This is a genomic window from Undibacterium sp. FW305-107, assembly GCF_058788535.1.
Genome location: NZ_JBYTAV010000002.1, coordinates 290,478 through 304,088, shown reverse-complemented (window position 1 = coordinate 304,088; position 13,611 = coordinate 290,478). Strand labels below are relative to the sequence as shown.

Sequence of the window (13,611 nt, the reverse complement as noted above, 5' to 3'; positions counted from 1 at the left end):
CACGGAAGCAGCAATTTACGGTATTCTATCGGAAGAAAAATAATCAGATAACTCTGATCAAGAGGATGAACTGCTTTTGCGCTGGCGCGCAAGTATATCAGCAAGCGTGCCTTTCACAGCCGCTTTCAATGTGATATACATGGTGCCATTGTAGCTATGACAATATTTTCCCAAGCCAGGGAAATCGGGGATTAGTTCAAACAGCTAAAGATGTGGCTCATTCAGGGAAAACGAAGAAACGCTCTAAAATGACAAGACCTGGTCTGCATAAACCCGGCTTATAAAAGTTTATATACATGACAACAAACAAGAAAGACATCCGCATTCTCAGCGCAACGCACTTGCGTGGCCCGAATATCTGGACTTACCGCCCTGTCATTGAAGCAGTGCTGGATATTGGTGCGCTGGAAGAATTTCCATCGAATAAAATCCCCGGCCTGTATGAACGCCTGACGACCTGGTTGCCCGGCATCATAGAGCACCGTTGCGGTGTCGGTGAGCGTGGCGGATTTCTGGAGCGCCTGCGTGAAGGCACCTGGTCTGGTCACATACTTGAACATGTTGTACTTGAATTGCAAAACCTGGCTGGCATGCGTACCGGATTTGGCCAGACCCGCTCTACCAATGCGGTCGGCGTCTATAAAATGGCTTTCCGTACCCGTGAAGAACAGGTAGGCCGCGCAGCGCTGCAAATTGGCCGTGACTTGCTGATGGCAGCGATTGAAGACCAGCCTTTTGACCTGCAAACCAAGGTCACAGAATTGCGTGAACTGGTGGATGACCGCTGCCTGGGCCCAAGTACGGCCAGCATCGTTGATGCAGCGACAGAACGCCGCATTCCATCAATACGTCTGACAGATGGCAATCTGGTGCAACTGGGCCATGGTGCTGCCCAACGCCGCATCTGGACAGCAGAAACTGACCGTACCAGCGCCATTGCTGAAAGTATCGCCAGCGACAAGGACCTGACCAAGACTCTGCTGCAATCTTGCGGCGTAGCTGTCCCTGAAGGCTCCCTCGTGCGTAGTGCTGATGAAGCCTGGGAAGAAGCACAGGACATCGGCCTGCCCGTCGTCATCAAACCTTATGACGGCAACCATGGCCGCGGTGTTTCGCTGAACCTGATGAGCAAGGAAGACGTGGTTGCGGCCTATGAACTGGCGTCCCGCAAGGGTGATAGCAAGAGCGTCATCGTCGAGCGCTTTGTGACAGGTGATGAGCATCGCGTGCTGGTTGTCGGCAACCAGGTCGTTGCAGTCGGCAAAGGTGAATCACTGTGGGTGACTGGCAATGGCAAGTCGAATATTACTGAACTGGTTGATGACCAGATCAATACCGACCCACGCCGTGGCACGACGGAAGACTGCCCGCTGAATGCGCTGGACCCGGCAGCAGGCGCAGAAATCATTCTCGAATTAAAACGCCAGGGCATGGATGCCAACTCCATCCCGCTGGCGGGACAAAAAGTATTGATACAGCCAAACGGTAACGTCGCACTCGACGTCACCGATAAAATTCATCCTGATATCGCCTATGCTGCGACATTGGCTGCACGTATCGTTGGCCTGGATATCGCAGGTGTTGATCTGGTGGCCGAAGACATTTCCCGTCCCATGACAGAACAAGGTGCAGCAATTATTGAAGTCAATGCCAGTCCAGGCTTGCTGGCCCATATCAAACCTGCCAATGGCGAAGGCCGTCCTGTCGGCAAAGCCATCATCAATCATTTGTTTGCGCCAGATGAAAGTGGCCGTATCAGCATCGTCGGCGTTGCCGGTACCAAGGGCTGCAGCCTGATTGCGCGCCTGATCGGTGCCCTGATCAATATCAGCGGCAAGGAAACCGGTGTCGCCTGCGCCCAAGGCCTGTTCCTGAACAAGCGCCTGGTCACAGATGGTGATTGCGCGAACTGGGAAGCTGGCCAGAGACTGCTGATCAACCGTTCCGTAGAAGCCGCCGTATTTGAAACCAATGCCAAAGCCATGCTCAGCGATGGCCTGGCCTATGACAAATGCGCGGTTGGCGTTGTTACCGACCTGGATGGGCATGCCGACCTTGGCGCTTATTACATAGACAGCCCGGACCAGATGCGCAAAGTCTTGCGTACCCAGGTGGATGTCATTTTGCCTGACGGCGTCGCGGTATTGAATGCTGCCGACCCTGCCGTGGCAGACCTGGCTGAGCTCTGCGATGGCAAGGTTATTTTTTATGGCAAGGATCCGTCGCTCGAAGCCATCGTCAATCATCGCGCCCTTGGTGAGCGTGTAGTATTTTTGCGTGATGACAATATCGTGCTGGCAGATGGCGAAACTGAAACTGCTTTATTGCCGCTGAGTTCACTCAAGCCTGCCAAGGTCGCCCAGGCGGAAAGTGTACTTGCTGCTGTTGCTGCGGCATGGGCACTGAACATCACACCAGAGCTCATCGGTGCAGGTCTCAGGACGTTTGATTCCAGCAAGAAAGCGTCTTACTGATTGCATTAAGCATCATAGTGCGGATGCCAAATCTGGCTTCCGCACAAATACAAGATATATTGTTTACTCTTAGAATTTGCTATTTATCTGATGGTGTGATTTCTGGTGCTTGCATGCTCAGGCTGTAAAAATCAGTACACCCTCGTTTGACGCCCTTTTCAACAGGATTAAGTTTTATGGAAGTATCACGCATCCGTGCCCTGCGCGGTCCCAATCTCTGGAGCCACCATACGGCCGTAGAAGCGATTGTTGCCTGCACAAATGAAGAGATGTCAATTGCCGGCCTGAACGGATTTGAAGACCGTTTGCGCGCCCTGTTCCCGCAACTCAGCATTTTGCAGCCGACGGGCCATGATGATGCCATCCCCATGGCCCATGTGTTTGAATTGCTGACCCTGGGCCTGCAGGCAGAAGCCGGTTGCCCGGTCACATTCAGCCGCACCACGCAAACCCTGGAAGCGGGTATTTTCCAGGTCGTCATTGAGTATTCAGAAGAAGCCGTTGGTCGCCTGGCAGTAGAACTGGCAGAAAAAATCATCAATGCTGCACTGAAAGACCAGGCCTTTGACCTGCCTGCTGCGCTCGAACAATTGCGCGATCTTGATGAAGACGTGCGCCTGGGGCCATCTACTGGCTCCATCGTGAATGCCGCCGTTGCCCGCAATATCCCTTACCGCCGCCTGACGGATGGCAGCCTGGTTGCTTTTGGCTGGGGTAGCCGCCAGCGCAAGATACAGGCAGCAGAAATGGATGGCACCAGCGCCATTGCAGAAGCCATTGCGCAAGATAAGGAGCTGACCAAGAAGCTTTTGCATGCCGCTGGCGTGCCTGTACCTTTGGGACGTTCCGTATCCGACCCCGATGATGCCTGGCAAGCCGCCCTTGAAGTCGGCCTACCTGTGGTGGTCAAACCCAAGGATGGGAATCAGGGTAAAGGCGTGACCGTCAACGTTACGACACGCGAACAACTGGATGCAGGCTTCCATGCTGCCAGCGAATTCCGTGATGACATTCTGGTCGAGCGCTTCTTGCCCGGCAATGACTTCCGCCTGCTGGTGGTGGGCAACAAGCTGGTCGCTGCTGCCCGCCGTGACCCGCCGCAAGTAGTGGGCGATGGCAAGCAAAGCGTGCGTGAACTGGTTGAGCAAGTCAATAAAGACCCGCGCCGTGGCAGTGGTCACTCCACGTCCCTGACCAAGATACGTTTTGACGATATCGCCCTGGCCAGCCTTGCCAAGCAGGGTTTTGTGGCTGACTCCATCCCGCCCAAGGGCCAGCGCGTGGTATTGCGTAATAATGCCAATCTCTCTACTGGTGGCGCAGCGACCGATGTGACAGATGATGTGCACCCTGAAGTCGCCGCCCGCGCAGTAGCCGCAGCACAAATGGTAGGCCTCGATATTTGTGGCGTTGACCTGGTTTGCGACAGCGTCTTGAAGCCGATAGAACAGCAAAATGGCGGCATCGTTGAAGTCAATGCGGCGCCAGGTTTGCGCATGCACCTATCCCCTTCTTTTGGCAAAGGCCGCCAGGTCGGTGAAGCGATTATTGCCTCCATGTTTGATGACAATGACGATGGCCGCATCCCTATCATTGCTGTCACCGGTACAAATGGCAAAACCACGACAGTACGCCTGATTGCGCATCTGCTGACAGCCAGCGGCTTGCGTACAGGCATGACCAATACGGATGGTGTGTATGTTGCAGGCCGTCAGATTGACAGTGGTGATTGCAGCGGCCCGCGCAGCGCCCGCAATGTCTTGTCCCATCCTGATGTCGACGCAGCCGTGTTTGAAACAGCACGTGGCGGTGTCTTGCGTGAAGGCCTGGCCTATGACCGTTGCCAGGTTGCCGTCGTCACCAACATAGGTTCTGGCGACCACCTTGGCTTGAATTACATCACCACGGTAGAAGACCTGGCTGTATTGAAACGCGTTATCGTGCAAAACGTTGCAGACAACGGCTATGCGGTGTTGAACGCGGCTGACCCTATTGTTGCCGCCATGGCCAGCAATTGCCCATCTGCCGTCATCTTCTTTGCCGCAGACCACCAGCATCCCGTCATGGCAACACACAGGGCCCAGGGCAAGCGCGTCGTATATATAGAAAACGGCCATCTGATCGCCGCGGAGGGCAAAACGCGCCATAGTGTGCCGCTTGCAGATATCCCTATCACCCGTAATGGCAGCATAGGCTTCCAGGTAGAAAATGTCATGGCATCCGTTGCCGCAGCCTGGGCAATTAATATTGACTGGGACAGCATACGTGCAGGCTTGAAGTCTTTTGCCAATGAAGCCGACAATGCGCCTGGCCGTTTCAATGTCTTCAACTTCCGTGGTGCGACACTGATTGCTGATTACGGCCACAACCCGGATGCGATACTGGCGCTGGTACGCGCAGTCGAAACCATGCCAGCCAAGCGCCGCTCTGTTGTCATCAGCGGTGCCGGTGACAGACGTGATCAGGACATACGCCAGCAGACTGAAATCCTCGGTGAATCCTTTGATGACGTGGTGCTCTACCAGGATCAATGTCAGCGTGGCCGTGCAGACGGTGAAGTTGTCGCCCTCTTGCGTGAAGGATTGAAACAGGCAACAAAAACCTCACGCATAGACGAAATCAATGGTGAATTCATTGCGATTGACTTGGCCATGGACAGACTGGAAGCAGGTGATCTCTGCCTGATCCTGATTGACCAGGTAGAAGAGGCACTGGCGCATATCGCCAAGCGTGTTGCAGCGGGTTAAGCTCCAACAAGACTAAAGAAACGAAAAATGCCGGCCAGTTCATTTACAGAACTGACCGGCATTTTTTATTCCTGATTTCTTCAGGTATTACGCCCCGCCATCACACCGCCATCTACATCCCAGATTGCCCCTGTTACCCAGGAAGCCTTATCTGACAGCAAGAAAGCAATCGCTTCTGCCACATCCTGTGGCGTGCCGATGCGACCTATAGGGTGGAAACCATTGAAACCCTGCAAAGCCGCAGGAATATCTGCCTTCGGTATGAAGCTTTCATAGACAGGCGTTTCCACCACCGCTGGCGATACTGCATTTACGCGGATATTGCTGGAAGCGAGTTCCATGGCCAGATGCTGTGTCAGAGAATGTATGCCTGCTTTTGCCATCGAATAGGCAGAAGATGGCGTCGCCGCAATCGCCTGCTTTGCCCACATCGAACCTATATTCACGATAGACCCAGGCTTACCACTGGCAATCATGTTGGCAGCAATCTTTTGGGTGATAAAGAACAAGGCCTTGTTCAAAGCCTGATATTGATCGTAGTCACTTTCGCTATGCTCAAGAAATGCCTTGGGTGCAAATATGCCTGCGGCATTCAGTAAAAGATTGATGTCCTTGTGCGCTTCATCGATTTTTTTCAAGAGTTGCTGTACTTCTTCTGTCCTGAACAGGTTCGCAGTAAATACGGAGACCTCACCCAACGCTGACAACTGCTGCTGTGCCGCCTCAGCCTTGTCCTTGCGATTACCAACGATGACGACCTTGCCACCTCGGGATAAGACTATGCGTGCTGTTTCCAGACCCATACCGCTAGTGCCGCCTATTACCAGTAATTTTTTACCTTCAAAATCTGTGCTCATCATATGCCTCGTTTATCTACCTACTAATTGGTAGGTATTGGTTTTAAAAAAATGCCAGCCTCAGGCTGACACAGTGGAAAGAAAAGTTTGCGCTATATCTGCCGGCCCTTGCACGGTACGCATGCCACGCCCCAGTACCATAGCCCCCTCCAGTGCACTCAAATAAGCTTGCGCCAAAGACTCAGCGGCACAGTTAGATTTGATCAACCCTGCAGTTTGAGCATCGCCCATCATCCGGGTCAGCCAATCCAGATTGACCTTGAAGAAGCTGGCAACTTCATCAGCAGCAGATTCAGGGAGTGACCCAGACTCTGCCCCAAGCATGCCGCAAACACAAAGACGCCTGTCACGATTGAAAGTTTGCTCAAACACTGCCGCATAAGCAGCCAGCCTTTCTATAGGGCTGGCGTACCGCCCTTCCATGTTCAGCAATTCACCGCGAAAACTATGCGTGTAGCGCTGCACCAGCACTGCCACCAGATCCTCTTTCTTGGGGAAATGATGATGAATACTGGGTTTTTTGATACCAACCAGCTTGGCCACATCGTCGTAGGAAAAACCGTTGTAACCTTGTTGCTGTATCAAGCCCTGGGCAGCATCAAGGATGCGCTCAGCCATTGGCGACATTTCTAAAAAATGCTTCATGTGCTACCTGTTCAGAATAAGGCGTCAATTACAGCCCCGCATAATTTACCTTCTAGTTGGTAGGCATCATAAAGACAGCGAATTGTTGTGTCAAGCAGCTTTTTGACATGTTCATGCAAATAGCCGTCACGCACAGACATGGATAGGGAAATCAAATCAGAAAACCCTTAGGTTCCGTTTTGGCATTATGCAAGCCAGCAAGTGGTAAATGTTTGTCAGTCGTGATTTCGCCATCCAGCATCAGCGAGGTGTAGCGCAAACAGCAAACCCGCAGGAAGGATGAGAAATTGTCGATATGGCCGCGATAGGCAATCAACTCATCATAAAGCTTGGTGATGAGTTGATTGGTATTCATACCATCACGCACGGCGATCTCTTCCAGTACCGACCAGAATATCTTTTCCAGCCGGATGGAAGTCACCACACCATGCAAACGCAGGGAACGTGACCTGGATTCATACAAGCCAGGGTCGGCTTTCACAAAAATTTCACACATATTTCCTCCCGCATATCGTCAAGAAGTAATTTCCTGACGATTATACGGCACTTGCCTGATTTGCAAGCTTAGCCATCAATGCTTACAACCTGATTTCAGTACCCAGCAATTGCAGGAACTGCCCTATCCAGGCTGGATGTGCAGGCCATGCGGGTGCAGTCACAAAATTCTTGTCCGTGACAGCATCGGTCACAGCGATATTTGCATAATGGCCGCCTGCTGCCTCTACTTCTGGCTGGCAAGCAGGATAAGCCGAGCACTTGATACCTTCGAGCACTTTGGCGGCCGCCAAAATCTGTGCCCCATGACAAACTGCTGCTATCGGTTTATTTGCTTGCGCAAAGTGTTGAACGATAGCAATCACTTGTGGATTCAGACGCAGGTATTCAGGTGCCCTGCCGCCAGGTATCAGCAAGGCATCATAATCTTGCGCCTTGATACTGGCAAAATCGTGGGTGATGCTGAAACGATGGCCAGGCTTTTCTGTATATGTCTGCTGCCCTTCAAAGTCGTGGATGGCAGTGGCAACATAGTCACCAGGCTTTTTGTCCGGGCACACTGCGTGCACTGCATGCCCTACTGCCAGCAGGCTTTGAAAAGGCACCATGGCCTCATAGTCTTCTACAAAATCACCGACCAGCATAAGGATTTTTTTGGCTGCCATGATGTCTCCTGAATCTTGGTTTGAAGGAGCCCCATTGTTAAACAAATTTCATGATCACAGGTAATGACTGGTTACTACATTCACCAGAAATTGCCGCACAGAAATTAACTATGTTTTGCGCATTCTTATCAATATTTTGTGACTTATTAATCAAACAGTAACAAGAACTCGTATAAAATCAAATCATGCTCTGGAATTAGATAACACGGGGTGAGAATCGTTTATAGCCTGGAGACAACATGGCAGAAGCAGGACCGCTGTACAAAAATCGGGTATTGCTGCTTGCGCAGACTTTCTTCATCATCGATAACAAAGAAGAGTTATTGATCGGTGCCCACAAGTACGACTTCGACATTCTGTTTTTTGACCAGATGAGCGGTTTTGTAAAGGCAGTCCAATCTTCCGAAGGTCATGATCTGTTCGTGATTGACCTCGACGTGTTGCACAACATGCAGGAAGACATGCAGCACACCCGTCGCCAGACCATGTTCCTCAGCGATTTGCTGCAGCGCCTGCCAGATGATCAAAGCTATATCTACCTGCAAACCGTGCGCCAGGGCGAGCGCTTTTTGTTGCAACAAAAACTGGTCGACAGCAATTGCATGGCCTATGCGGAAAAGCCCATCACCAATGAAGTGCTGGTCGACAAGCTGTTCAATATCTTCGCCCGCCAAAAGCGCGGTGAAACCAATACCATCATCCATTGCGGTGAACTGTCTTCACTGGATACCGCATTGATGGCAGAGAATCATATAGATTTATTGCACAATCCTGATCCCCGTTCATTACACTTGCGCGTCAAGGAAACCCAGCCAGATATCGTCCTCATTGATGAAGCACAATATTTACAGACTGAAGCCCTGGTGCGGGTTTTGAAAAAAAATATAGAATTTGACCCCAGCCGTGAAATCATCCTGCTGCAAAGCCGCCCCGACCCGGAAATGGCCAGGCGTGCACTGTATAGTGGTTTCGACGAAATACTGATCCCCAGTGACGCCGATGTGCTGACACGCCAGTTACTGAACCGTGTCAATAAAATCCGCGCCAGCAAAGACTTGATCAGCCGCGACCGCGCCACTGGCTTGCTCAATAAAGTCGGTTTGCAAAAGAAAGCCCAGGAATGGATACGCCGCGCCAATAGTGAAAACAAACCACTGGCCTACGGCATCATCGATATCGACAAATTCAAAATCATCAATGACACCTGGGGTCATTATTTTGGCGACATCGTCATCAAGCGTTTATCGTTGGTCTTGTCTGCACAGTTGGGAGAGCAGGATTTGCTGAGCCGTTTTGGCGGTGAAGAGTTTGTCGTGGTTTTCTGGGACTGTACACCAGCACAAGGCAAACAAAAACTCGACGCCATGCGTGAAGCCTTTGGCAAAATCGTCTTTGAAGTCAAGCCAGGCGAAAATAAAAACTTCAGCTTCAGCGGCGGTGTCGCTGATTTCCCGACCTGGAATACCGAGAATGCCATGTTTTTGCAGGCAGATGCGATGCTGTATCTGGCCAAGCAAGGTGGGCGGAATCAGATTTGTGTCAGCGGTAAATAATTCATCCTGTAGGTTGGGCTACGGTTTATCAGCCCAACACTCGGCGTTTAAATAACGTACACGTTTGCTGAGGCCAAGTGTTGGGCTGATGAGACGTAGCCCAACCTACGAAATGAAGCCCACACATCCACCTTTCACGAAAAAACAGGTAATGAGAGTAATTTCCCTGTCCCTTGCCACTCATTTCCACGTGGAAGACATCTTTTAAAAACAAGCGCGCTTACAGGCTCATATAGCAAAACATATTGTCTCGCGAGACGAAAACGCCTCCTGCGCAACTGGTGCGTTGATACAGGCTTTTCCCATCCCCACTGCGGAAAAGGTTTCTTCATTGCGTTCCTGTACTCAAGTATCAATACCCTGGTCAATTGGCGCTTTAACTCAGTCTTGTTCATCCGCAAGACTGGTTTTCTCCACGGATGAACAGGCCGGAATTCACGCTGTTTCAACATAGGCAAGCGACATCAAAGTACCTGAACAGAATCATGCCCACCCGCCCCAAACAATTGTTCCTTGACATGCGCTAACTGATCCCTGACCTGGGCAGCTTTTTCAAACTCCAGGTTCTTGGCATGATCGAGCATGAGTTTTTCAAGACGCTTGATTTCGCGGCTGATCTGCTTCTCGCTCATGACCTCGTAACGCGCCTGCTCTTGCGCTACTGCCAGCTCTTCCCTCGCCTCTTGCGGATTGTAGACGCCGTCGATGATGTCCTTGATCTGTTTGCGTATGCCTACCGGGGTAATATTATTGGCCAGATTGAAGGCCAGCTGTTTATTACGACGGCGCTCGGTTTCACCCATGGCGCGGCGCATGGAATCGGTTACCTTGTCGGCATACAAAATTGCTTTGCCATTCAGGTTACGCGCAGCGCGGCCTATCGTCTGAATGAGGCTGCGTTCAGAACGCAGGAAACCTTCTTTGTCCGCGTCAAGTATAGCCACCAATGACACTTCAGGAATATCCAGACCTTCGCGCAGCAGGTTGATACCGACCAGCACATCAAATGTGCCGAGCCGCAGATCGCGGATAATTTCTACCCGTTCTACTGTATCAATATCGCTATGCAAGTAACGCACCTTGATGCCGTTTTCGTTGAGGAATTCGGTTAACTGCTCAGACATGCGCTTGGTCAAAGTGGTGACCAGTACGCGCTCGTGTTTTTTCACGCGCTCGATAATCTGGTTCATCAAATCATCGACCTGCGTCAGGGCCGGACGCACTTCAATTTCCGGGTCAACCAGGCCAGTAGGCCTGACCAGTTGTTCTACCGTCTGGTCAGAATGCTGGTCTTCATAATCACCTGGCGTGGCTGAAACAAATACGGTCTGGCGTAGCTTGCTTTCAAATTCAGCAAACTTCAATGGGCGGTTATCCAGCGCTGATGGAAGGCGGAAGCCATAATCAACCAGGTTGGTTTTACGCGCCCTGTCGCCGTTGTACATCCCATTCAACTGGCCTGTCAGTACATGTGATTCGTCCAGGAACATCAGCGCATCTGCTGGCAGGTAATCGACCAGGGTCGGTGGCGGCTCACCCGCTTGTGCACCGCTCAGGTGACGCGAGTAATTTTCAATACCCTTGGTGAAACCAATCTCGGCCATCATTTCCAGGTCAAAGCGAGTACGCTGTTCTATGCGCTGCTCTTCGATCAGTTTGTTTTCGCGGCGGAAGAAGTCGAGGCGTTCACGCAATTCTTCCTTGATGGTATCAATGGCACGCAAGACCGTTTCGCGCGGCGTCACATAATGCGAACTTGGATAGACAGTAAAGCGCGGTATTTTTTGCTTGATGCGTCCGGTCAGTGGATCAAACAATTGCAGGTTTTCGATTTCATCATCGAACATTTCCACGCGCACAGCCATTTCGGCATGTTCTGCCGGGAAGATATCAATGGTGTCACCACGTACACGGAAAGTACCGCGTCCAAAATCAACCTCATTACGCTTGTACTGCATCTGTATCAGACGGGCAATGACATCACGCTGGCTGACCTTATCTTTCGCACGTAGCGTCAGGATCATTTTGTGGTATTCATTCGGGTTACCGATACCATAGATAGCTGAGACTGTTGCCACAATGATGACATCACGTCTTTCCATCAGCGATTTGGTACACGACAGGCGCATCTGTTCTATATGTTCATTGATGGCAGAATCTTTCTCAATGAACAAGTCACGCTGCGGCACGTACGCTTCTGGTTGATAGTAATCGTAATAACTGACAAAATACTCCACCGCATTGCGTGGAAAGAATTCCCTGAACTCACTGTACAACTGTGCTGCCAGGGTTTTATTAGGTGCAAAAATGATGGCCGGCCTACCTGTCCTGGCGATCACGTTTGCCATCGTGTAAGTCTTACCCGACCCCGTCACTCCCAGCAGTGTCTGAAAAAACAAACCGTCACTGATACCCTCGACCAATTGTGCAATTGCCGCTGGCTGATCACCTGCTGGCTGGAACATTTGATACAACTGATAAGGTGAATCAGGGAAACTGATAAATTTTGATTCGTCCAGCTGTTCTGACAAAGCTGTTGAATTAACTGGTGCTACGGCCATGATGCGATTACCTTTGCTAAAATAGGTGGCTGTACTTTGCAATCTGCCTCATTCCAACCTTTACTGTCGGCAACGACAAATATTTCAATATTATCACGATGACTGCTCCCGCTTCTTCCCCCCTGTTTTCTGCCATAGAAATGGCCCCCCGCGACCCTATCCTGGGCATCACTGAAGCCTTTAATGCTGACCAGAACCCTGCCAAGGTCAATCTGGGTGTAGGCGTATATTATGATGACAATGGCAAGGTGCCATTGCTGGAATGTGTCAAAAAAGCGGAAGCTATTTTGATGGAAAAATTTGCCCCACGTACTTACCTGCCTATCGAAGGCCTGGCAGCTTATGATAAAGCAGTGCAGGAACTGGTATTTGGTGCCGATAGCGCGGTAGTCAAGGAAAAACGTGCAATTACTGCCCAGGCTATCGGCGGTACCGGCGCACTGAAGCTGGGTGCTGACTTCCTGCAACGCTTCACGCCAAATTCTGAAGTATGGATCAGCGACCCAAGTTGGGAAAACCATCGTGCCCTGTTTGAATCAGCTGGTTTTAAAGTCAACTCGTATCCTTACTATGATGCAGCGACACGCGGCGTTAATTTCGCAGGCATGCTGGATGCGTTGAAATCCATGCCAGAAGGCTCTATCGTATTGTTGCACGCCTGCTGCCACAATCCTACTGGTGCTGACCTGACCGATGACCAATGGACAGAAGTGATTGCCGTGGTTGCCCAGCGCAACCTCATCCCTTTCCTCGACATGGCTTACCAGGGCTTTGGCGATGGTATTGAAGCAGATGGCAAGGTAGTACGTCGCTTTGCTGAAGCTGGTGGCGCCCTGTTTGTCTCCAATTCTTTTTCCAAATCCTTCTCCCTGTATGGTGAACGTGTCGGCGCACTGAGCATTGCTGCCTCCAGCGCAGAAGAAGCCGCACGCATCATGTCGCAACTGAAACGCGTGATCCGCACCAACTACTCCAACCCACCTACCCACGGTGGCCAGGTAGTAGCAACCGTGCTGGCAACACCAGAACTGCGTCAGTTGTGGGAAGAAGAACTGGCAGGCATGCGCGTACGCATACGCGAAATGCGCACCGCCTTTGTCAGCAAGCTCAAGGAACAGGCTCCAGGCCATGACTTTGATTTTGTGATCCAGCAGCGCGGCATGTTTTCGTACTCTGGCCTGACCAAAGAACAGGTTGGCAAATTGCGTGATAACAATTCCATCTACGCTGTTGATACAGGGCGCATCTGCGTAGCTGCCCTCAATAACAAGAATATAAACAACGTTATTGAGGCAATTTCCAAGGTTCTGTAATTCGATCAGACTTGCGTATTGACAAATCAGGGGTGAGCGAATATAATTTTTGTCTCTGTTCCCTGATAGCTCAGTCGGTAGAGCGACGGACTGTTAATCCGCAGGTCCCTGGTTCGAGTCCAGGTCGGGGAGCCACAGAATTCGAAGTAAGTAGTGAACTTAACAAAAAATCACTACGAACGAAATAAGTAATAGTTTATAAAGTTTAACGAAGATCATCAAATCTTCTATTCCCTGATAGCTCAGTCGGTAGAGCGACGGACTGTTAATCCGCAGGTCCCTGGTTCGAGTCCAGGTCGGG

9 protein-coding genes and 1 tRNA gene are annotated in these 13,611 nt (G+C 51.1%); 5 read left to right on the top strand and 5 right to left on the bottom strand.

The features are described from left to right. Window positions 1-296 precede the first annotated feature (296 nt). Together AC3WQT_RS05480 and cphA are read left to right on the top strand one after the other, a co-directional pair. Window positions 297-2,474 carry a cyanophycin synthetase gene (locus AC3WQT_RS05480; protein ID WP_492702791.1) on the top strand — a complete coding sequence of 726 codons (2,178 nt, stop codon included), beginning with the start codon at window positions 297-299 and terminating at the stop codon, window positions 2,472-2,474. 176 nt (window positions 2,475-2,650) lie between these two features. Further along, complete coding sequence (gene cphA, locus AC3WQT_RS05475) at window positions 2,651-5,221, top strand: cyanophycin synthetase (RefSeq protein ID WP_492702790.1); 2,571 nt, start codon at window positions 2,651-2,653, stop codon at window positions 5,219-5,221. Window positions 5,222-5,301: 80 nt separating this feature from the next. On the opposite strand, the gene AC3WQT_RS05470 is transcribed toward cphA, so the two are convergent. The 4 genes from AC3WQT_RS05470 to AC3WQT_RS05455 all read right to left on the bottom strand — a co-directional run bounded on the left by AC3WQT_RS05470 (window position 5,302) and on the right by AC3WQT_RS05455 (window position 7,883). Then, window positions 5,302-6,078 (bottom strand): SDR family NAD(P)-dependent oxidoreductase, encoded by a 777-nt coding sequence (locus tag AC3WQT_RS05470; protein WP_492703117.1) that lies wholly within the window; start codon window positions 6,076-6,078, stop codon window positions 5,302-5,304. A 60-nt stretch (window positions 6,079-6,138) separates the two neighbouring features. After that, a complete protein-coding gene (locus AC3WQT_RS05465; RefSeq protein WP_492702789.1) occupies window positions 6,139-6,723 on the bottom strand; it encodes a TetR/AcrR family transcriptional regulator in 585 nt (194 codons plus the stop codon). Between the two features lie 151 nt (window positions 6,724-6,874). Further along, window positions 6,875-7,219, bottom strand: a complete 345-nt coding sequence (locus AC3WQT_RS05460) for a ribbon-helix-helix domain-containing protein (protein WP_492702788.1) — start codon at window positions 7,217-7,219, stop codon at window positions 6,875-6,877. A gap of 82 nt (window positions 7,220-7,301) precedes the next feature. Beyond that, window positions 7,302-7,883 (bottom strand): DJ-1/PfpI family protein, encoded by a 582-nt coding sequence (locus AC3WQT_RS05455; RefSeq protein WP_492702787.1) that lies wholly within the window; start codon window positions 7,881-7,883, stop codon window positions 7,302-7,304. A 239-nt stretch (window positions 7,884-8,122) separates the two neighbouring features. Here AC3WQT_RS05455 and AC3WQT_RS05450 point away from each other — a divergent pair, with 239 nt between their 5' ends. Further along, the gene (locus tag AC3WQT_RS05450) at window positions 8,123-9,436 is read left to right on the top strand and encodes a GGDEF domain-containing protein (RefSeq protein ID WP_492702786.1); all 1,314 of its coding nucleotides are present in this window, start codon (window positions 8,123-8,125) and stop codon (window positions 9,434-9,436) included. Between the two features lie 464 nt (window positions 9,437-9,900). On the opposite strand, the gene uvrB is transcribed toward AC3WQT_RS05450, so the two are convergent. Further along, window positions 9,901-11,997: an excinuclease ABC subunit UvrB gene (gene uvrB / locus AC3WQT_RS05445; protein WP_492702785.1), complete on the bottom strand. Its 2,097-nt coding sequence runs from the start codon at window positions 11,995-11,997 to the stop codon at window positions 9,901-9,903. 98 nt (window positions 11,998-12,095) lie between these two features. On the opposite strand from uvrB, the gene AC3WQT_RS05440 reads away from it, so the two are divergent. Together AC3WQT_RS05440 and AC3WQT_RS05435 are read left to right on the top strand one after the other, a co-directional pair. Then, on the top strand, window positions 12,096-13,310 hold the full coding sequence (locus tag AC3WQT_RS05440; protein ID WP_492702784.1) for an amino acid aminotransferase: 1,215 nt from the start codon (window positions 12,096-12,098) through the stop codon (window positions 13,308-13,310). 59 nt (window positions 13,311-13,369) lie between these two features. Then, window positions 13,370-13,445, top strand: a tRNA-Asn gene (locus AC3WQT_RS05435). Window positions 13,446-13,611 lie beyond the last annotated feature (166 nt).

Coding starts and splice junctions, on each gene's coding strand:
- AC3WQT_RS05440 (WP_492702784.1), top strand. CDS start 12,096: ATGACTGCTCCCGCTTCTTCCCCCCTGTTTTCTGCCATAGAAATGGCC.
- uvrB (WP_492702785.1), bottom strand. CDS start 11,997: ATGGCCGTAGCACCAGTTAATTCAACAGCTTTGTCAGAACAGCTGGAC.
- AC3WQT_RS05455 (WP_492702787.1), bottom strand. CDS start 7,883: ATGGCAGCCAAAAAAATCCTTATGCTGGTCGGTGATTTTGTAGAAGAC.
- cphA (WP_492702790.1), top strand. CDS start 2,651: ATGGAAGTATCACGCATCCGTGCCCTGCGCGGTCCCAATCTCTGGAGC.
- AC3WQT_RS05450 (WP_492702786.1), top strand. CDS start 8,123: ATGGCAGAAGCAGGACCGCTGTACAAAAATCGGGTATTGCTGCTTGCG.
- AC3WQT_RS05465 (WP_492702789.1), bottom strand. CDS start 6,723: ATGAAGCATTTTTTAGAAATGTCGCCAATGGCTGAGCGCATCCTTGAT.
- AC3WQT_RS05480 (WP_492702791.1), top strand. CDS start 297: ATGACAACAAACAAGAAAGACATCCGCATTCTCAGCGCAACGCACTTG.
- AC3WQT_RS05460 (WP_492702788.1), bottom strand. CDS start 7,219: ATGTGTGAAATTTTTGTGAAAGCCGACCCTGGCTTGTATGAATCCAGG.
- AC3WQT_RS05470 (WP_492703117.1), bottom strand. CDS start 6,078: ATGAGCACAGATTTTGAAGGTAAAAAATTACTGGTAATAGGCGGCACT.